The 19801-nt window shown below is 32.7% G+C and carries 23 protein-coding genes; 17 read left to right on the top strand and 6 right to left on the bottom strand.

Annotated elements, in window-relative coordinates; translation table 11 throughout:
* Positions 1–225: 225 nt before the first annotated feature.
* From BFA01S_RS11600 to BFA01S_RS11590, 3 genes are all read left to right on the top strand, one after another.
* Positions 226–525: a YciI family protein gene (locus BFA01S_RS11600; protein ID WP_066230222.1), complete on the top strand. Its 300-nt coding sequence runs from the start codon at positions 226–228 to the stop codon at positions 523–525.
* Between the two features lie 85 nt (positions 526–610).
* Positions 611–949, top strand: a complete 339-nt coding sequence (locus BFA01S_RS11595) for a DUF3221 domain-containing protein (RefSeq protein ID WP_066230219.1) — start codon at positions 611–613, stop codon at positions 947–949.
* 146 nt (positions 950–1095) lie between these two features.
* Positions 1096–1398, top strand: coding sequence for a DUF3817 domain-containing protein (locus BFA01S_RS11590; RefSeq protein WP_066230216.1), 303 nt, complete (start codon positions 1096–1098; stop codon positions 1396–1398).
* 188 nt (positions 1399–1586) lie between these two features.
* Here BFA01S_RS11590 and fabF read toward each other — a convergent pair whose 3' ends face one another.
* Complete coding sequence (gene fabF / locus BFA01S_RS11585) at positions 1587–2822, bottom strand: beta-ketoacyl-ACP synthase II (protein ID WP_066230214.1); 1236 nt, start codon at positions 2820–2822, stop codon at positions 1587–1589.
* A gap of 121 nt (positions 2823–2943) precedes the next feature.
* On the opposite strand from fabF, the gene BFA01S_RS11580 reads away from it, so the two are divergent.
* Positions 2944–3789: a helix-turn-helix transcriptional regulator gene (locus tag BFA01S_RS11580; protein ID WP_066230211.1), complete on the top strand. Its 846-nt coding sequence runs from the start codon at positions 2944–2946 to the stop codon at positions 3787–3789.
* A 389-nt stretch (positions 3790–4178) separates the two neighbouring features.
* On the opposite strand, the gene BFA01S_RS11575 is transcribed toward BFA01S_RS11580, so the two are convergent.
* A complete protein-coding gene (locus tag BFA01S_RS11575; protein ID WP_066230208.1) occupies positions 4179–5321 on the bottom strand; it encodes an NADH-dependent flavin oxidoreductase in 1143 nt (380 codons plus the stop codon).
* A gap of 452 nt (positions 5322–5773) precedes the next feature.
* Here BFA01S_RS11575 and BFA01S_RS11570 point away from each other — a divergent pair, with 452 nt between their 5' ends.
* The 3 genes from BFA01S_RS11570 to BFA01S_RS11560 all read left to right on the top strand — a co-directional run bounded on the left by BFA01S_RS11570 (position 5774) and on the right by BFA01S_RS11560 (position 8498).
* Positions 5774–6478 (top strand): Dph6-related ATP pyrophosphatase, encoded by a 705-nt coding sequence (locus BFA01S_RS11570; RefSeq protein ID WP_066230205.1) that lies wholly within the window; start codon positions 5774–5776, stop codon positions 6476–6478.
* A gap of 484 nt (positions 6479–6962) precedes the next feature.
* Positions 6963–7253: a hypothetical protein gene (locus BFA01S_RS11565; protein ID WP_066230203.1), complete on the top strand. Its 291-nt coding sequence runs from the start codon at positions 6963–6965 to the stop codon at positions 7251–7253.
* Positions 7254–7649: 396 nt separating this feature from the next.
* Complete coding sequence (locus tag BFA01S_RS11560) at positions 7650–8498, top strand: mechanosensitive ion channel family protein (RefSeq protein ID WP_066230198.1); 849 nt, start codon at positions 7650–7652, stop codon at positions 8496–8498.
* Positions 8499–8818: 320 nt separating this feature from the next.
* Here the strand turns inward: BFA01S_RS11560 and BFA01S_RS11555 are convergent, their stop codons facing one another.
* Positions 8819–9742, bottom strand: a complete 924-nt coding sequence (locus tag BFA01S_RS11555) for an MBL fold metallo-hydrolase (protein WP_066230195.1) — start codon at positions 9740–9742, stop codon at positions 8819–8821.
* 252 nt (positions 9743–9994) lie between these two features.
* On the opposite strand from BFA01S_RS11555, the gene BFA01S_RS21935 reads away from it, so the two are divergent.
* The 4 genes from BFA01S_RS21935 (at position 9995) to BFA01S_RS11540 (ending at position 11958) form a co-directional block, all read left to right on the top strand.
* Positions 9995–10498 carry a DUF4367 domain-containing protein gene (locus BFA01S_RS21935; RefSeq protein WP_156483621.1) on the top strand — a complete coding sequence of 168 codons (504 nt, stop codon included), beginning with the start codon at positions 9995–9997 and terminating at the stop codon, positions 10496–10498.
* A gap of 286 nt (positions 10499–10784) precedes the next feature.
* The gene (locus tag BFA01S_RS22860) at positions 10785–10928 is read left to right on the top strand and encodes a hypothetical protein (RefSeq protein WP_169800477.1); all 144 of its coding nucleotides are present in this window, start codon (positions 10785–10787) and stop codon (positions 10926–10928) included.
* Positions 10929–11092: 164 nt separating this feature from the next.
* Positions 11093–11560, top strand: coding sequence for a hypothetical protein (locus tag BFA01S_RS11545; protein WP_066230192.1), 468 nt, complete (start codon positions 11093–11095; stop codon positions 11558–11560).
* 161 nt (positions 11561–11721) lie between these two features.
* On the top strand, positions 11722–11958 hold the full coding sequence (locus BFA01S_RS11540) for a hypothetical protein (RefSeq protein ID WP_066230189.1): 237 nt from the start codon (positions 11722–11724) through the stop codon (positions 11956–11958).
* A 90-nt stretch (positions 11959–12048) separates the two neighbouring features.
* On the opposite strand, the gene BFA01S_RS11535 is transcribed toward BFA01S_RS11540, so the two are convergent.
* Positions 12049–12411 (bottom strand): hypothetical protein, encoded by a 363-nt coding sequence (locus tag BFA01S_RS11535; RefSeq protein WP_066230186.1) that lies wholly within the window; start codon positions 12409–12411, stop codon positions 12049–12051.
* Between the two features lie 1275 nt (positions 12412–13686).
* Between BFA01S_RS11535 and BFA01S_RS11530 the strand changes: the two genes are divergently transcribed.
* The 4 genes from BFA01S_RS11530 to BFA01S_RS11515 all read left to right on the top strand — a co-directional run bounded on the left by BFA01S_RS11530 (position 13687) and on the right by BFA01S_RS11515 (position 15313).
* The gene (locus BFA01S_RS11530) at positions 13687–13965 is read left to right on the top strand and encodes a hypothetical protein (protein WP_235843015.1); all 279 of its coding nucleotides are present in this window, start codon (positions 13687–13689) and stop codon (positions 13963–13965) included.
* Positions 13962–14363, top strand: coding sequence for a hypothetical protein (locus BFA01S_RS11525; RefSeq protein WP_235843014.1), 402 nt, complete (start codon positions 13962–13964; stop codon positions 14361–14363). The genes BFA01S_RS11530 and BFA01S_RS11525 overlap by 4 nt, the downstream gene beginning before the upstream one ends.
* A gap of 92 nt (positions 14364–14455) precedes the next feature.
* Positions 14456–14926, top strand: coding sequence for a MepB family protein (locus BFA01S_RS11520; RefSeq protein WP_066230183.1), 471 nt, complete (start codon positions 14456–14458; stop codon positions 14924–14926).
* A gap of 207 nt (positions 14927–15133) precedes the next feature.
* Entirely contained in the window at positions 15134–15313 is a 180-nt protein-coding gene (locus BFA01S_RS11515; protein WP_066230180.1) for a hypothetical protein, read from the top strand.
* Positions 15314–15910: 597 nt separating this feature from the next.
* On the opposite strand, the gene BFA01S_RS11510 is transcribed toward BFA01S_RS11515, so the two are convergent.
* On the bottom strand, positions 15911–16834 hold the full coding sequence (locus tag BFA01S_RS11510) for a LysR family transcriptional regulator (protein WP_066230177.1): 924 nt from the start codon (positions 16832–16834) through the stop codon (positions 15911–15913).
* A gap of 114 nt (positions 16835–16948) precedes the next feature.
* On the opposite strand from BFA01S_RS11510, the gene BFA01S_RS11505 reads away from it, so the two are divergent.
* Both BFA01S_RS11505 and BFA01S_RS11500 read left to right on the top strand, forming a co-directional pair.
* Positions 16949–17719: a class I SAM-dependent methyltransferase gene (locus BFA01S_RS11505; RefSeq protein ID WP_174521592.1), complete on the top strand. Its 771-nt coding sequence runs from the start codon at positions 16949–16951 to the stop codon at positions 17717–17719.
* A gap of 84 nt (positions 17720–17803) precedes the next feature.
* A complete protein-coding gene (locus BFA01S_RS11500; protein WP_066230174.1) occupies positions 17804–18613 on the top strand; it encodes a class I SAM-dependent methyltransferase in 810 nt (269 codons plus the stop codon).
* 333 nt (positions 18614–18946) lie between these two features.
* On the opposite strand, the gene BFA01S_RS22855 is transcribed toward BFA01S_RS11500, so the two are convergent.
* Positions 18947–19180 (bottom strand): hypothetical protein, encoded by a 234-nt coding sequence (locus BFA01S_RS22855; protein WP_066230171.1) that lies wholly within the window; start codon positions 19178–19180, stop codon positions 18947–18949.
* Positions 19181–19801 lie beyond the last annotated feature (621 nt).

Genomic DNA, 19801 nt, shown 5'->3' with positions numbered 1-19801 from the left:
AGTGAAACAGGATGTTTTTTTATGGTGGGATATCGACAGACACTTAATAAAGTAATCATAATAAGTTAGTAATAAAATGAATTTATAACAATGCAAGGAAATATTTTGCTGTGAGAAAATGAAAAGAGAGCTTCTGTTTTCTTCCATCATATGAGAAAATATAGACTATATGGTAACACCTCATTCATTTTTAAATAAAAATTCAAAAGGAGTTAGTGATTATAGATGCAATACATAGTGACAGCTTATGACGGGACTGATGAAAAAGCAATCGATAGAAGATTAGCAGCAAGGGAAGAACATTTAAAATCCGTAGAAAGAAGATTTAAAGAAGGACAGCATTTATACGGTGCAGCCATACTTGATGATGAAGGAAAAATGATAGGCTCAATGATGGTAGTGGACTATCCATCAAGAGAAGAATTAGATAATTGGCTGAAGGTTGAACCCTATGTTACGGGAAATGTATGGAAGAAAATAGAAATAAAGCAGTGTAAAGTGGCATCCATATTTACAGATAAATAAGTTCTTAGATCTAAATAACAGGAAATTTCCATGATGTTATGTGACTTAGTTGAAGAAGGGAAGCTAAACATAAGGGGGAATTTACTTGAAAAAATTTAAGATTATTACCTTTATGATATTAATTTTTTTAATCATTGCTGGTTGTGGAGAAGAAGAAACAGAGACAGAAGGTTATATTTTAAAAGTTGAAGAAGAGAGAGTTTTACTTGCTGAAAGCATTTCTTTTAAAGAATATACAGAAATGAAAGACCTTTCAGTTGATGAACTAACCTCTCTTGAACCTGTCCCTAATCTCATATATTTATCGTATAACAAAACTGGTGATTTTAAAAAAGGAGATAAAGTATCTGTAACAATTTTAGGCAATGAACTCACCTCATTACCTGCATACGCGAAAGCAAGTAAAATAAAGAAGTTTGAATAAAACGATAAACCCTCCTAAGTAAATAGAAGGTTTACGGTTAATTTGAAAATACCATTATCAATTAATATTTTGGAATGGTGGTTTTGTTTTTAATATCAATTCATAATTTTATTACTAACAGTTTTTTATAGAAGGGAAGATATAAGATGCTTAAAACAGCAATCGGAAAATTCCGTTTCATGGGATTTGTAGAAGGAATTTCTTTACTCGTTCTCTTATTCATCGCGATGCCTCTTAAATACGGAATGGACATTCCCCAGGCGGTCACAATCGTCGGAGCTTTGCATGGAATTTTCTTTATTCTTTATATATTTGCAATTCTTTATGCTACGATGAAAGTCAACTGGGCTGTAAAATGGGGTGTAAGTGCTGTAGCTGTTGCCTTTGTTCCATTCGGAAATTTCATTCTTGATTATTATTTAAAGAAATCCCCGTATATTAAAGAATAGCTGCTAAGAATACATACTATCTCTTCTGCATGTGGCTTTGAAATAAAGTTCGATCATTTATAATAAAGTCTGATCAAAGATCCTGTATTGAAATGCAGGATTTTTTCTTGTTCCGCAATCGGGCCATTTAATTGAATAAATCTAACTGTTTCTAGAGAAAACAGTTAGATTGACGAGAGAAAGTTTATTCACTCGTATTTCTTTAAAACAATAGCTGCATTATGACCTCCGAAACCAAATGAATTAGATAGACCCGTATTTATTTTCACTTGGCGAGCAACAGATGGTACATAATCTAGATCACATAATGGATCAGGAGTTTCTAAGTTAATAGTTGGAGGAACTATCCCTTCCTTTAAACTCATTGCTAAAGCAATTGCTTCAACTCCACCAGCTGCCCCTAACATATGACCAAGCATAGATTTATTAGCTGTTACTGGAATCTGATAAGCTTGTTTTCCAAACAGCTGCTTAATAGCCAGCGTTTCAGAGATGTCTCCTACTTTTGTACTAGTTGCATGGGCACTAATAACATCAATTTCTTCAGGAGATATATTGGCATTTTTTAAAGCTGATCTCATTGCAAGATAGGCACCTTTACCTTCCGGGTGTGTAGCTACGATATGGTGTGCGTCTGAACTTGCACCATATCCAATGACTTCTGCATAAATCTTTGCCTCTCTACGTAAAGCATGAGATAAAGATTCCAAGATTAGAATGCCAGCTCCTTCTGACATGACAAATCCATCTCGATTTTCATCAAATGGACGACTAGCTTTAGTGGGATCATCGTTTCTTGTTGATAATGCTGTAGCATTACTAAAGCTTGCTATTGATAAGTCTGTTATAGCTGCCTCTGTTCCACCCGCAAACATAACGTCAACTTCTCCAGAACGAATTAGTCTAAAGGCTTCTCCGATAGCTGTATTTCCGATTGCACAAGCAGAAACAGGCGACATAGAAGGTCCCATCGCTTTCCATTTGATACTAATTTGTGCTGCTGCAGCATTAGAAATCATGGCAGGTACTAGAGTTGGACTGACTCTTCTTGGCCCCTTCTGCCTAAGCGCATCAATGTTTGCAATCAAGGTTTCAATTCCTCCTATACCTGAACCTACATATACTCCTAATCTTTCTACATCTATACGATCAAGGTCTAACTTTGAATCTGCCCAAGCTTGTTCAGCTGCAGCCAAAGCAAATTGAGAGAAACGATCTAAACGGCTTGCTTCTTTCTTTTCTAAAATTTCGTCTACATTAAAATCTTGGATGATACCTGCTATTTTTGTCTTATGTTTAGTAACATCAAATGTATCAATAGTGGATATACCAGATTCCCCGTTAATCAGATTGTTCCAAAATGTTTTGATGTTGTTTCCTATAGGAGAAACTACTCCCATACCGGTAATCACAACTCTTTCCACTTTTCATTCCTCCAAATCAATAATATAATTGTATTTTACATCTCTTTTATCCTATTACAAGTTGTTGTTTATCCTAGTATAACTACTACTAGGTTAAATTGATTGATGAGGAGTTTTAAAAATGAATGATAAAACTAGGCTTGAAGCTCTGTCGACATTCTTAAAAGCTAAGCGTACCCAAATTAAGCCAGAGTCTATTGGTTTGCCTGCCGGAACTCGGAGAAGGACACCTGGATTACGAAGAGAAGAGGTTGCACAATTAGCAGGTGTAAGTACAACTTGGTATACATGGCTAGAGCAGGGAAGAGATATAAAAGTTTCTTCAAGTGTACTTGAGTGTATTTCTACAGCTTTGCAATTAAACAATGATGAAACAGACTACTTATACGACCTGGCATTAGAAGCAAAATTGGAAATTACAAATCCAAAAAAGGATCAATCAGAGCTCAACCCTTCTTTAAAACGAATATTAGCTGAATTAACATATTGTCCGACTATCATTACGGATCGACATTGCCATATCGTGGGCTGGAATCCTGCAGCTGCTCATGTTTTTTTAGATTTTGAACAAATACCGAATGATCAAAGAAATTTGATTAGTTTAGTGTTCACTAGAAAAGAATTAAAAGCATTGGCCGTCAATTGGGAACATTTTGCGAAAGGTTTTCTTGCTATTTTCCGTACCTATTATGGACACTATTTAGGCGATGAATGGTACAACCAATTTATTAAAGAAATGAGTGAATCACATTCAGAATTCCTTGATTTATGGCAAGAAAGTCAAGTGAGTAAGGCACCAGAAATGATAATTGAATTCAGACATGCTAAAGTAGGCAAAATGTTGTTTAATTTAACTTCTCTTCAAGTTCAAGGTGATATGGATTTACGATGCAGTATCTATACACCAGTAGAGGAAACAGATACAGAAAATAAATTAAAGCGATTAATGAAGAGGGTTTCCGTTTAAAATTAATAAAGAAATTTCATTTCACTAGTGAAATGATACTGATTACTAAACGAAGTCATTTTTCCTTATGGGAAAGCGTTAATTTTACTTTGTCCTCTTTTTACACGGGTGGATGGCGTTAGGTGAAGAAAAATAAGCTAATTTGCATTCATCTTTCTATTTCGGTATTCCATTATAGGGCGCGATTGTTGAGCAACATAGGTAGAAAATAATCAAACTTTTTTATAAAACCGAAACTTAAATATGTTAGATAATAATCCATTTTGATCAATCTTTATTTTAAAGCAACACTGCAATTTTTCAAAAAATCTAGATAAGCTAAAAACGACGATGGACTACATATCCAGTAGTATATCGTCGTTTTTGTATTAAAAATTTAAACTTGATTATTATACGCCTGGAAACCAGCCTGGGGTGTTAATGATTACATTCCATAATGGATCAGGTATAACTAATTGTTCTTGCTTATCTTTGTTAAGCTTCGTTATAATTTCATCGTCTTTTCCTTCTGCTACTTTTTGCACCCAATCGGGATCAATAATCAGCTCTCTGCCTAGTGCCAGAAGAGGAACACCTGCCGCAAATGCTTTATGAGCATCTTCGGCAGTATAAATAGAACCTACACCAATAAGAGGAACACGATTATTGATTGTTTCAAGCAAATATTCAATCCGTGTTTTATTTAAATCTGCTACACCTCTTCTTGGTTTTGAAAAGAATTCAGTTAATGAAACATGTAAATAATCTAAGCCTTTGTCGGCTAAAGTGTCTACGAGGACAAGTGTATCTTCCATCGTAAGTCCAGGTGTTTCTGGCTCTTCAGGTGAAAAACGATACCCGATAATAAAAGGAGATTCAGCATGCTTTTCAACTGCATTTTTAACCGCATCTACGACTGCTAAAGGGAAGGTTAATCGTTTTTCTAAGCTTCCTCCAAATTGGTCTTCACGTCGGTTAGAATGTGGCGAAAAGAATTGCTGGATTAAATATCCGTTGGCACCGTGAATTTCGACGCCATCAAAGCCGACTTCAATGGCACGACGAGTAGTCTCACCAAAAGCATGAATCATTTCCTCAACCTCTGATTCTGTTAAAGCTCTTGGTTTCACCTCTGGTTCTTCTGTTGAAACTCCTCCTCGTTCTGCCGGTATATCACTTGCACTTACAATTTCTCCATTTGGAACTAACTCTGGAGGACACATTCTTCCGCCATGGAAGATTTGTAAAACAGCTTTAGCACCTTGATCTTTAATCCCCTTTGCTAATTTCTTCAAACTCGGAATCATTTCATCACTGTCACCACCAAATTCACCATGAAACCCTTTCCCATTTGGAGTTACGTATGTACAAGCAGTAATGACCATGCTAACGCCTTTAGAGCGGCGGGCATAGTAGTCTACTTCTGCATCTGTTACTGTTCCATCTGGATTAGATGAGAAGTTTGTCATAGGTGCCATAATTATTCGGTTTTTTAATTCTATCCCCTTTGAGAATGTATAGGGAGATAATAAATCCTGATATTTCTTATCCATGTTATTTCCTCCTTAACCGGTTGGTTTACAGCTATCATATTGAATAACATAAGCCTTGTATATTTTTATACTATCCAACAAGTTGATCTTAAAACGACCTCTTTTAAATTTTATATGATTAGCTTGTGAGTTGAAAAATGATTTGCATGATGTTTTGGGGCCAACTTAGTACTAAGTATGCTTGTTTTCGTAGTAGAACTAAAATTGACTGATGATTGACAATTCAGGTGCTTTTTTCTTTTTAAGCAGTAAGTGTGGCTTTGGTATTGATTTATAAAAAAGTTTGATGTAGCTTTAAAATAATATTTGTTTGAAAATATCATGAAAACCCTTATAAAATCAGCTTTTCCATGTTAGTTAGTGGAAAGCTTTGATCTAAATATATAAAATATAAAACTCGGTAATAACAGGCTTCGTAAAAAAGTCATTACAATAAAAGGGGAAAGATATGAATGGCAGAATTAATAGATTGGAAAAATAGTGTTTATGGACATAAATTTATAGCTTCTTTTAGTGGGGGAAAGGATAGTGTTTTAGCTTTATATAAAGCGGTGAAGGTTGGAAAAGCGGTTGGACTGATCGTCATGATGGAGGAAGAAGGGAAACGTTCTAGATCGCATGGAATGTCTCCGGAACTCATACGTGCTCAAGCCAGATCTATAGGTTTGCCTGTATATACTGCAGCTGCAAGTTGGACAGATTATGAAAAAGCATTTATGCACCTTTTAGAAAAAGCTAAAAATCAAGGAGCAGAAGTGTTAGTAACTGGAGACTTAGATATGCCTGCTCATGGCTGTTGGCATGAAAAGGTTACGAAGAATGCTGGATTAAAACTTGGGATGCCTTTATGGGAAATGAATCATCATGAAGCTGTCCAAGAGTTCATAAATCTAGGATTTGTAACGATTATTGTAACTGTTAATTTATCATTTGGAATGCGAGAGGACGATTTAGGGAGAACGTTAACCCATGAATACGTCAAGGAGCTTGAAGCTCGTGGTATTGACCCTTGCGGAGAAGGTGGAGAGTTCCATACTACAGTAATAAATGGCCCGATTTTTAAATATCCTATTCCGGTTCGTAAGGGTAAAATTATTAAAGACGGAGATTATGCTTTTTTGCCTTTGGAGCTAGAACCGATGTCAGACATAATATAAACCTCAACTAAGTATAACCCCGTTCTAAATTTGGGACGGGATTATACTTGGTTGTTTAATTTTTAATGTAAGATGTTTCACTGCATTTAGAAATATAACAATAAAATCATTTAAATCTAAACACCATTCCATTATCGCACTCAATTTCTAAAGATCAAAAAATCCAGAAAGAACTTTAAAAATTGATCTTTAGTTATTGTACTAATACCCCCTTAGTTCAAGAAAACACTTTGGCTAGCTTTTTTAATAATTAGTTTCTTCTTTAATCTTCACCTTTTAAATAAAGTGAAACTTCCATGAGTAGGGGTTTTTCTCATCCCCACTCATGGTTAGTTGAACCACTCGGACCTTTACGAGCAGTTGATCCCCACTTAACTTCTTTGCACTTTCAGAAATTTGAAGTGGGAGTCTTACTACTCGTTAAGGCTGGGATAAATTTCTCCAAATTAGGAAAGATAATAGGAAAAGAAAGGAGAGAAATCGTTTGTCTTATTTATACAATCTTTATAGTACTGATGAAGGGCATTTTGGTATAAGCCAATCTTATAATATTCAATGTGATTTACCACTACATAAGTTTCGCGCTATTATGATGGAGTTTCGCCGTAATGATGAATTAGGTAATGATATAGAAGGATTCGTCAAATACATGCAAGAAACTTTTTCTAATTCCTTTAAGTTGTTTCATTTTGACGATACTGTACAATTTGATGCAGACCAGGAGAACAGTACGATTCTTGCTAATCTACTGGATGAAGTAGATCAAACTGTTTAATAATAATGTATGCCACAAATGTTTTCCAGTTCTGCGTAGTAGCTATCACTGTTATGAAAATCCTTATAATTAAATTAACGAATGAAGACCTCCTCTTTATAAGAGGGTCTTCTTTTTAAATAATCTGGACTTTACTGTATCTCGTTAGTTTAAGTACAATATTTCACAATTTCTTGCCCAGGTTTAATTCCCTCATTGACTTTTATCTCTATATATTTTAATATCCATTCAGTAGCGGAAAACACATTATTGGCAATATAATCGGTCCTCAAAAAGCGCGGATAGGACTTCTTTTTTAATGGAACCATGCTGTCGTTAAGGTTTGTTGGGAAAGGAAGGTTTTTCTCCTTATCCGTATTCCTTTGGTATAGTGTAAAAAAAGTGGGGGTTGATAGAATGTTTTTCTTGGGACTGTTCCCGCAGTTGGCCTTAAAAATCTTAACTGTAGCACTGCTGATTATACTCATGACTTATTTGATCCGCAAATCCATCAAGCTTTTCTTTGACAAAACGAGCATCTTGGATGAAAAGCGGGAAGAGACATTGATGCATTTTGCCAATCAGGTGACAAAGGTATTAGGACTGGTGTTCTTCTTTATTTATGTGCTTAGCCATTTCTTTGATCTGACAAAGTTTGTCACTGGTTCGGCCGTGATGGCAGGTGCCTTGGCATTGATCTTCCAGCATATCATCCGTGATTACATTATGGGGCTGACCTACTTATTTGAGCGCCAGATCCATCATGGGGATTATGTAATCATCAATGGGAACCGTGAGGGGAAAATCGAGGAAATCAGCATGCGCCACATGAAGATCCGCCAGTATGACGGATACCTCTATACGGTCTCCCATAGCAATATCACGGAACTTCAGAACGGGAACCGGGGGATGCGCCGGGTGAACGAAAGCCTTGTCCTCAACTACAGGCAAAATCCGGACGATGCGTTCAAAGTGATAGAGGAAGTAGCCCAAACATGCAATGAGAAATACGAGGAATACTTGTTGAAGGATGAGAACGGCGTTCCTGTGGAGAATTTCATATTCAACCAAATCACCGAGCTAAACGTAGATTTCAGGGGTCACCGATATTCAATATCAGGTCTTGTAAAGGAAACAGATTTCGCGGTAGCAAGCAAAAAAGTGAGGTATGAACTAGCGATAGCCGCTTACAAGAATGACTTGATGATGGCACAGAGCGAGGGATTGGAAGCCAACAAGGATTGTAATCCTCAAGTTTCTTTGTAAACAGAACATCAAAGCCTTTGGGAAAGCAATTGTTGCAGAAAGTTTATAGTTTATAAATCTCTTTTTATATCATTTCTTTTTAATTAAATCTATATATTTCATCAGTTCTTCGATAAACTATATTTTTCTTATTGAACTAACGGAGGCTCTAGCGGCATAAGGAGATTTAAAATAATCAATCTTTTTTATAAAAAACAGTTCTTAAAAACAAAAGAAAGCTATCGTTTTGATCAATCTTTATTCAAAGCGATAGCTTTTTCTATGTAGTAAAATCAAGGATTTAGAGTGATTTATAATCAAACTTTATTTTAAAGCTACATTTAGTAAATGATTTCCATATTAGTATTGATTTTTTCTTTTTTAGGTAATATTCCACTCTTCTTATTCTCTAAAAATATTTTGAGGTCAATTAAATTTTTTTGAGAAAGAGTGGAATCATTCGGATCACGTGTATGAGAGCCGATCAATATGGTATCTGAATTGGTTTTGTCTATTATTTTTTTAGTAGAAACAAGATACTCTTCCATACTTGTACCAGGAATGAACGCAACCATAAGCAGTCCTTTGTAAATAAAATCTCCTGTAAATAACTGATTTGATTCTTTATCGTATAGCATTATAGAATCACTTGAGTGGCCTGGTGCGAAAATAACTTCTAATTTTCTATTCCCTAGATCAATCATTGCACCCTCATTCAAAATTTCGTTGAACCTAATTTTAGGTGGAGAAAATCCTTCTAAGTGCCCAATAAAAGAATCTTTAGAAGGAATTAACGTTTGATTTTTTATAGTTTGATTCTTTACTTGATTCTCTGTTAATTTAATGTCATTAAATTTTTCAATGTTACCTAAATGGTCAAAATGGAAGTGTGTATTGATTAAAGTAATTGGAAGTGATGTCAATTTCTCTACTACAGGTTTAATGTTTCGTACTCCAGGTCCTGTGTCTAGGAGTAAAGCTTGTTTATTGCCTAAAATTAAATAGTTAACATTTTCTTGGTAATACCTAGGTTCACCTATTGCTATAGTCTTTTCATCTATATACCTAATTGTATAATAATCATCGAACCACTTTACGTTAGAATCTAGCTGTATATTATCCCTTTCAACTAAACCCCATGCTTTAGTTCCTATCATAACTGAAAAGACAAGCTGTGGTATTTTGTGTCTATTGATAGTAAAGAAACTAACGGAAAGGATTATTAATACTGATATTCCTATTAATAACTTATTTCTTTTCTTCATATTAAAATATCTCCTATTGTTTTAATTTTGTTTTCTCCTTCAACTTATCGAGCGCGATTGTTGAACAATATAAATAGAAAATGATCAATCTTTTTTCAAAATGGATTTTTTTATTTATTATAAAATACTGGTTTTTAGAGTATTTTTGATCAAACTTTATTACAAACTTACACATGCTACCGAAGTGTTTATTTCTTAATATAGATTGGGCAGATTATGAAGAAGAAATTTGTAAGAAATGGGGTAGCTTGATTGAGGTGTTTATTAAAGATATTAGCTATTTTTATTTTAAGTTTACCATTGGGGGTTCAAGCAAAGGAAATAAAATATAACCATGAGAATATAACTATTTCTGAAATTAAAGAAAAAGTGGATTTTAAAGTTTTTTCTCCTGAAAAGATTCCTAATGATTGGACATTGGAAATAAAGACTTATCCTTCTGACGAAAAGGATAATATAACTCAGTTTAAATTACATTACATGGATCATAATGATGAGAATTTGATGGTGGGTATCCTTGAAAAGAAAGAAAGACCTACGGATGTTATAAAGAGAGCACCAGAGGCAGAAAGGATAGATATTAACGGTAATATTGGCTATTTTCATGAATGGTATGGGAATGGTGAATTAGATAAAAAGGGGCGGAAAATTACTGGTGGAATACTTACATGGATACAAGAGGGAACCTATCTAGAAATGAACAGTTTGGATATTGATAAGGAACAAATATTAGAAATTGCAAGGTCTATGAAATGAGTTATTGAGTGACTAGAGAAAAGTGGAGAAAATCAAAGGAAAACGGGAGATCGGGTTTTTGTTTTTTGAAGGTGATGTTAGGGTTATTTCCCGACATGAAAATCCTGGAATTTGGCTGAAAATGGCTAAATTCCGGGATTGGCTCGATTTTTAGCTTTGTAAAATGTGCATTATGTTAACTAGATTGAAAGATTTATATAAATAAAAGGAAATATTTATTTAAAGAAGATCATTTAATAACATGATATTGTAGTAAAAAAGAGAAATATGGAAAAGGACTAATAATATGTATTTAATTTTATCGAGTGCAAGTACGTGGGGTCTTTTAATAGATGTAAATGGTTATGATTTATTATTTTTAGGTTTAATTGTTTTAGTAGGTTTTTATTTTATTTATAAATTTATAAGTAAAAAAAGACGCAGATCTTGATAAAAAGGCCTTAATGGCCTTTTTTTACTGTCTATAATGTGTTTTATGTTAACTAGACTTTAAAATATATTCATTTTCTTTAGATCTTATTTGATTAATCCATATTCTACTGAAATTTTAACGGTATAATTTTACATAGTTTTATTTAAATGGAGGTGATTAAGATGAAAAAATACCTTTTATGTTTAATGTCTTTATTTGGCCTTACGATAATGGGGTGTTCGAATAATTATGGATTGTCAGGAGAGAAACCTCCCAAAGCCTTTATAGAGATTGATAATAAAAAAGTTGAAACTACACTAGGTACTTATTGTTGGCAAGGGGATGGTAAAGGTGAATGTGTTGATACTGTTGGACCAGTTGAACTATTAGAAGGCAAAGAGCCTGTAAAAGTTAAGCCTGGCGAAAGTATAACCTTTGTAATGGACTATAAACCACAACCGAATGAATTTCATGTTGTACAAATGAATAATAACAAGGAAACTAAAGTCATGGTTAAAGATAATCATTTTACTGCACCTACACAAAGTGGAGTTTATTATTATTCTTATGGCGTATGGTGGATGGATGAGAAGGAAGCTAATTTATCTCATGGCGATGCCTTCTATGCTTTCGTTTTAGAAGTAAATTAGCTATTTCATTAAAAGGCTCGTTAATTCAATAAACAACTAAAAGGATTTCTTAATAGAGGATCCTTTTTTACTGCCGATAATGTCAATTATGTTAACTAAGTTAAAATCATATATGATTTTTTACCCATTTAAGGTTATAATTGGAATTAGAGGTGAGGATTTTGAAAAGGTATCTTATTTTTATAATTAGTTTTGTATTGTTATATATGGTATTTCAAATATCATCTGGTTTACTTATTACTGCTTTTTATACTCCTGATTTTTACGCATTAGAAAGTGTTTCAAGCCAAAAAGGAATGATCGGAGACATGATTTCAATTCCATTACTTGCAACTTTAATTATTGGTACATTAGCTTATTTTCTCTCTCAAAGAACGTTTAAAACTACAAAAAATTAAATTGAATTGTAAGTAAGCTAATTATAATTACAAAAAGGATCTTTAGCCAAAGATCCTTTTTTCCTGTCTAAAATATTGATTATATTAATATTAAAATTGATTGTTAATACTAGTACTTTTCTTACTATTTAATGATTTTATAAATATAAACCACCAGGATAAAATAACAATCATACTTATTAAAATAAAATAAGCTTTAAGATTAATATGTGATAATCCTTGCAGCCAATAATCAAGTTCATTACCTTCTGTTCGCATTATCGCATAGTGAAAAGAAACAAAAGGAAAGATAAACGTGAAAGCTAAATTTATGAGTGTAAATTCTCTTATTCCTTTTATATTTCTATTTTTTATTAAGTAGAAAAACCCAGTAATAAAAGTTACTATAAGGACTAAATAATAAACAACCCAAAAATACATTGGAAGAGATTCACCAGATATTTCAAAAACCACCCTTCTTTTTCCATTTTTTAAATTATAAATTAAAATGGGTAATTCAACCATATTTTTTAGTAGAAATTTTCATTTTTTACTTTCTAAAATGTGAATTATGTTAAGTAAATATAACAGATAGATTCTTTTTCAGGTTAAATAAGATCTAACCAAAAGAGCAATATAAAAGGATCTTTTAAAAGATCCTTTTATATCCTCAAACTTTTTAGATTTCGAATTGTAAATAAAAAAAGAAATATTAAGCTGATTAAAAGAAATGAAAATGGAACCAATACAGTCCATAAAGGCTGTTGTACAATGTTAAATGGGAAAATTGTACTTATTGGTGAAAACTCTGGGACTCCTAGTACACCTGATATAAAGTTAAAAATATGATAAAAGAGAAAAGGCAGCAATAAGGCTATAAAGCTTGATCTTATAAGATGTAATAATAAATATGTAATAGTAGAATACACTACTGCATTAATTGAAACCCATAAGGAATAAATGAGAACATATATATAATCCCCAGCTGATAAGAGTTGAGAAAATGTAAATTCATAATAAAACATCTCAGAACTAGAGTAATTTATAGAACTAGCAAGAATAAATGAAAGAAAAACCATTAAAAATACTATGAATCCGGTTAAAAATGCATTTATGATCCCTTTACTAAGAATATAAATTTGTTGAGATACCATAGATTGAGTATTTAAGATAAAGTTATTTTTCTTGTCTTTTAAAAAATCAAATAAATAAATAGTAATAATGAGAACAGGAAAAAGGACTGGAATACTTGTAGAAATTATTGTTTGAAATAAGTCTATAGGTCCAAAAAAACCTATACTCTTCTTTTATAAAATAAAACGTTATAGTTGGAAAAATAAATAGAATTGATGACCATATGAATAAATTTTTGTCTGTGCAAGCTCGTTTTAATTCAACTAAAAGCTGATTTTTTAACACTATGTTTACCTCTTTCTATTATTAAATTGCTTTACTATAAGAAATCTTATTACACTTTTATTGTTATTTGTGGTTCTTCAGTTGGTAAAGGTTTAAATTCTTAATAATTTGATTAATTTTATCAATTTAATAATAAATGTCAAACTATGTTAGTTTAATTATGAAGTCCATTTATTGTACCTGTAGCAGGCTTAAGCCTGCTTTTTTCTATTGTTTAAAGGGATTTCTTAAGATTTTAATACAACAGTTGTTACACAAAGTGGAAATAATTTGATTTTAGTAACTAATAATTTATTATGAAATTAGTAACATTATTAGTGGAGGTCTATTATGATTCGCTTTATCTGTGAAAAGTGTGGGAAAGTTTTAGATTTAGAGGATAAAATTTATCAAAAGGCTTATAAAGATCATGAGTTTTGCTTAAGCTGCCGTCCAGGGCATGGAGGATTTCGTGAGGGTGCTGGCCGTCCGGCGATCGGTATCACAAAAAAGGTATCTATCACATTACCAACTGACACATGGGAGAGAATTGAAAAGGAAAAAGGAAAATCGTCTATGTCTGCTTTTCTTCGTGATATTCTGGTAGAGTGGGAGGAGAAAAGGCAATGATTTGTTGTTCTTACTGTGAGACAGAGAATCAGGAGAATGACAAGAATTGTAGTTTTTGTGGGGCAGAGTTAAAACGGCTGCGTCCTAAAGTAAGAGAGTTCGTCTATTTGGAATTATGCGAAAGACCTTTTCAGGAATTAGAGCTTTTTCATACATATGATTTGCTTGTATTGCTTCGTCTGGTAAGAGCAGAAAGAACAAAGTCTTACGATCTCATGAGAACCGTTCAGAAAGCTCCAGAAGACGTTGAAATAGATAAAGAGTTGTTAGGGTATAGTGAAAGTCAATATAGGCTTTATACGGCTCGTATGAAGCTCATAGAAGGTATTTTGATTGATAGAATGGAATATAAGCCTAAAAGAGTAGATGATAAGCTGTTAGAGAGTTTAAGAATGTAAGTCATGCTATTCAACAATCGGGCCATTTTGTTTGAAATTTAGGAGTGAAGAAATGAAGAATTTTTTTTACAGTATTAACTTATGTAAATAAAATGATTTATGAGTCGAATCACTTAACTGTAAAGTCAGTTCAGGAAGAGAAGCAAAATTCTAAGTATGGTGCTGGTACATTTCAATTATCTTCTAAAACAGTTCGATTCAGAGTTGCGAATATAACCCCTACCAAAGTAGGGCAGTTTGTTGCATTCTGGGAAAAGGACGAAAATAATAAAAATCAACCCTACTTATATGAGGAAGCCCCTGATTTATTAGTTATAACTACCTTTAAAAATGAAAATGAGTTTGGTCAATTTATTTTCCCAAAAGAAATTCTTTTAAAACAGAACATTCTTAGGTCTACTTCAACAAAGGGCAAAATGGCAATAAGAGTTTATCCTAGCTGGGATAGTCCGAGTAGTAAACAAGCAATGAAAACTCAAAAATGGCAGTTATCCTATTTTGTTGATATGTGTAATCCGAATAAATTACCCTTAGAAAAAATAATAGAACTGTATTCTCTTTAATCTTCTGCAATCGGGCATGTTAATTCAATAAACAACTAAAAGGATCTTGAAGAAAAGATCCTTTTTTACTTTGTAAAATGTGCATTATGTTAACTGGAAATGTATATCATGAGTATTAGTATTCAATTCTTCTTATATGTTTCCGATAATATAAAAAAGAATTTTATTTTTTTATATGGAATGTTTTACGTGAAAGGGAGATTGAAAATGTTAGATCAATATAAAAGAACGGAGATTGATAAGTGGATTGAAGAACAATTAAAAGAGGAAAACAGTAGAGTACTAGGAAATTTCATGGCTAAAGCATACAGAGAATTTTTAGAATTTGATGTACATGTCTATATCCTTAAAAAGTGGCTCGAATTTTTTGGAAATCACTTTATATAATGTCATTATGTCGGTACTCATTATATTTGAGTATCTTTTTTATTCACTTTTAGGTGTCATAACTTAAGATTTATGAAATGGGCTTTTTTGCTTTGTAAAATAAAATGTCAATTATGTTAACTAGATTTCAGATAAAAAAGACTGCTTTAATTAAAACAGTCTTCTAAGGTATAGAAATATGAGAAAAGAGTTATTTTTTCGTTATAGTATATGTAGCTTTAGGTAAATCGTTCAAAAATATGAAATATGTAGATTTAAAATAAAGTCGCGACGTTTATAAAAAAGTTTGATTAAAAATCCTGTGTTGATATGCAGGATTTTTTCTTGTTCTACAAACGGGCCATTTAATGGAACAAGAGGCTTTATTAAACCTCACCTTTATATACAGAAATTAGGCGCTTGAACGCACGTAAACGTTGATTTATTATCTGCTTATAAAATTCTGCAAATAGTAAATTATGATAAGTTGAAACCCCTTGGCGCCCAAGAGGTTTTATGATTAGTAACTTTTATTAGGAATGCTTATATAAATCAAAGTTGTACATATTATCCAGCAAAGATCAATAAAGACTAACAGATAAAGTTTTATATTTTGATTTAGCTTTGTTTTTCATAAATTTCTATTAAAGCTTTTGCATTCATACTAAGATAGCGTTCCTTGTTATATGTAAACACTAATGTACGGGTAGGATTTGAATCTAATTTAATATAAGCAAGGGAGGTTTGATAAGCACTTCGATGAAAAATCATTTCAGGAACTACCGTGAGACCAAGCCCATGACCTACAAGGGATTGAGCTGTTTCGATGCTACTTGTTTCATAAGCAATTTGTGGTTCAAATCTACCTCTCGCACATAATTCTAATACTGTACGGCGAAAACCATATCCTTGTTTTAATAAAATAAATGGACAATTGGCAAAATCCTCAATAGGAAGTGAATTTTGTTTGATCAATTTAGTAGAAGACATTATCCGTTTTAATTTTTCTGGCATCCATTGTTTTGGTTCTTTTGGTAATACAAGATAAAGTGGCTCAGTAAGCATTGTTTTCGTATGTAAACGGGAATCTTCTATAGGAAGTGACAGTATAGAAATATCGACTAATCCTCTCGCGGTTAAGTCTATTAGCCTTTCCGTAGATTCTTCAATTAATTGGAGACAGACATTTGGAAACTGTTCGTTATAGATTCTAAAAAGTGGAGGTAAAACATGTCCTCCTGTAATAGCTGTTGAGCCAATCTTCAATTCACCTTTTATTCCTTCCTTTCGTTCAAGGATCTCACGTCTTAGATCATCGCGCATTTGTAAGATCTTCTCAGCTTGTTTTACAAAACATAAGCCATCGGGAGTTGGTTCAATTGAACCAGGCTTTCGATCAAACAAATATACACCGAGTTCCTGCTCCAATTTTGCAATTTGTTTACTTAAAGATGGCTGTGCAATATGAAGGTTGGATGCAGCTTTTGTAAAGCTTCTTGTTTTATATATTTCTAATGCATACTCAAATAGTCTCATGTCCATAATATCCCTCCATAGCCTGTGGCTATTAATATAATAGATTATATATCTTAGTCGAATAAATGTTTATAGATTATGATGAAAATAACAATATTTCAAAATTAAGAGGTGTAGTATATGAGTTCTGTGAATATTTGGAATGCAGATTTGTACGATGAAAAATTAAGCTTTGTATCCAGTTTTGGTAAAGGAGTAGTTGAGCTACTTGAACCACAAAGGGGAGAGAAAATACTTGATTTGGGATGTGGAACGGGAGATCTTTCATACGAAATATCTAAGTCAGGCGCGATTGTGACAGGAAGTGATTTCTCAGGAGAAATGATCGAAAAAGCACGTGAAAAGTATCCTCAAATCCCATTCATTGTCGAAAATGGAGAAACATTTAGAACAAATGAAAAGTTTGATGCTGTTTTTTCGAATGCAGCCCTGCATTGGATGAAGCAAGCTGACAAAGTGGTCAAATCGGTTGAGCTAGCATTACATCCAGGAGGTCGCTTCGTAGCTGAATTTGGTGGACAAGGAAATGTTCAAACTGTTATTCGGGGAATAACAGAGGTACTCTCTCAAGAATATGGAATGAATGTAACAGAAAGAAACCCTTGGTATTTTCCAAGTATAGGGGAATATAGTACTTTACTCGAACAGTACGGATTTAAAGTATCATATGCTCATCATTTTGATAGACCTACCCCATTAACAGATGGAGAGATAGGGTTGAATCATTGGTTAGATAGTTTTGCGGATGACTTTTTCCCTGAGTTCTCTAAAGAAGAGAAAATGGTTATTTATGAAAAAATAAAAAATAAGATACAATCAGATTTATATAAAGATGGTATATGGGAAGCTGATTATAAACGAATCAGAATTGTTGCAATTAAGAAAGGATAGTTACTGTAATAGTATGCAATGTTAGGTAGTTTTGGAATTGAAATAAACTGGTAAATAAAGTGACTAATTAAAGGAGGATACTATATGAAAATAAATATTGCTCAAAACCGTGCTGAATTATCAGGAAAGTTAACAAACGTATTAGATTCTAGATCGTTAACAAACTATCACAAAAGGCTTGCTGAAATATTGACTGAAGGTATGACGGTTCTTGATGTTGGCTGTGGCACAGGAGCAATTACACGTGGAATAGCAGAAGCAGTAGGTCCTAAAGGTCGTGTTGTAGGAATTGATAGTAATTCAAACTTAATTAAAAAAGCCCGCCAAGCCCATGATAAAATACCAGGATTATCATTTGAAACTGGTGACATCTATAAACTTAACTATGAAGGGCAATTTGACATTGTTACCTCCTCCAGGGTGTTAGTATGGCTTTCCGATCCGTTAGAAGCATTGAAAATGATGAAATCTGCGGCTAAAATTGGTGGGCGTATCTTGATTGCTGATTATAATCATGAAAAGATATCCTGGAAACCACAGCCTCCTTCCAGTATGCTTTCTTTCTATTCTGCTTATTTAAAATGGCGTTCCGATGCAGGTATGGATAATTCGATTGCAGATAACCTTCCTGAAGTGTTTCAAAAAGTTGGTATTAAAGAAATCTCTATATCCCCTCAACATGAAGTAACAAAGCGAACAGACCTTGATTTTCAAACTCGCATTGGAATATGGGCTGATACTGCATCAAGCAGAGGACCTCAAATGGAAAGAGACGGGTTTATCACTGAAAAAGAATATGTGAAAGCAGAAAAAGAATACCGGGAGTGGATGATTCAGGATGCACAATCTTTAACGATGTATATGTTAGCAGTTGAAGGTATGAGACTCCTTTAGTTCAATAAATCTTGATTTTCAAACGACTTTATTGTTACTAATTTCAAGGGGAAAATATGCTGTCTTTATTCGGCAATCGGGCGCGATTATTGAACAACATTCGTAGAAAAGAATCGATCTTTTTTATAAAAACCAATCTTAAATTTGAGGGGAAAGAATCCATTTTGATCAAACTTTATTTCAAAGTAACAAAATATAAAAACAACCTCTTTATATATAGAGGTTGCCAGATTTATTCATGTCGTTGCCATCGACGAATAAATTATATGCTGTTATTAGTCCATTTAAAATTATAAAGAAGAAAATTTTTTACTATGTAAAATGTGACTTATGTTAACTAGACTCATCTTCACGAAGTTCGATCTCATGTTGGAAGATACCATCATACCCTCCACATTCAATTGTTAGATTTCCCTTGTTATCTATGTTGATAATATTTATAACAGCAACTATTTTATAAGGTTCTGCTACTGGTATATACAGAAGGCTAGTGCTATTATCCTTATAATTTAAAAAAAGGCTTAAATCAAAGTTTGCTTTTCTTATTTTGCTAGAGGTTATTTTCATATTTGTATCTGGATCTAAAGAATAAATGGAAGCAACCTTTTGGAAACTGGGATGTTCTATGTTACCGAATATGAAATCTAAATTTTGAATGGGTTCTCCTGTTTTATTATGTATTTCAATTGTTAGACCTCCATCATAATGACGATATTCACCTTCAAAAAATAGTAATAATAAGTAATTTAATAATATCCATCCTCCTATAATAAATATAAATATCCCTGAAAAAGTAAGGATTAATATTTTCCTTTTTTGCTCATAGTTAGTCCTTTTCTATAAATTAAATTACAATATTTACATGAATTTGTTTATATATGACTTATTTTACTACATTCAATCTTATTTTCTTTACTAAAAATAGTAATTAAATGAAAATTTAAACTTTTTAAAATGTCAATTATGTTAACTAATGAAACAAGTTAGAAAAAGAAGTAATTGCAACTTCTATGATAAAGTTATAAATTGGTAAAAAGTATGATTTTAGGGAGGATATTTTGAAGAAATTTTTCTTGATTTTATCATTGTTAGTTGTTTTAGTAATTGTATTAAATCCTAAAGGTGCTTGGGATAAAACTTTATTATTAATTTCAATATTAAACTTAGAGATTTCTAATAGTGGGTATG

Origin of the sequence: Metabacillus fastidiosus NBRC 101226 (assembly GCF_001591625.1) — a bacterium.
GTDB classification, from domain to species: domain Bacteria; phylum Bacillota; class Bacilli; order Bacillales; family Bacillaceae; genus Metabacillus; species Metabacillus fastidiosus.
This window is presented reverse-complemented; position numbering and strand designations above follow the sequence as displayed.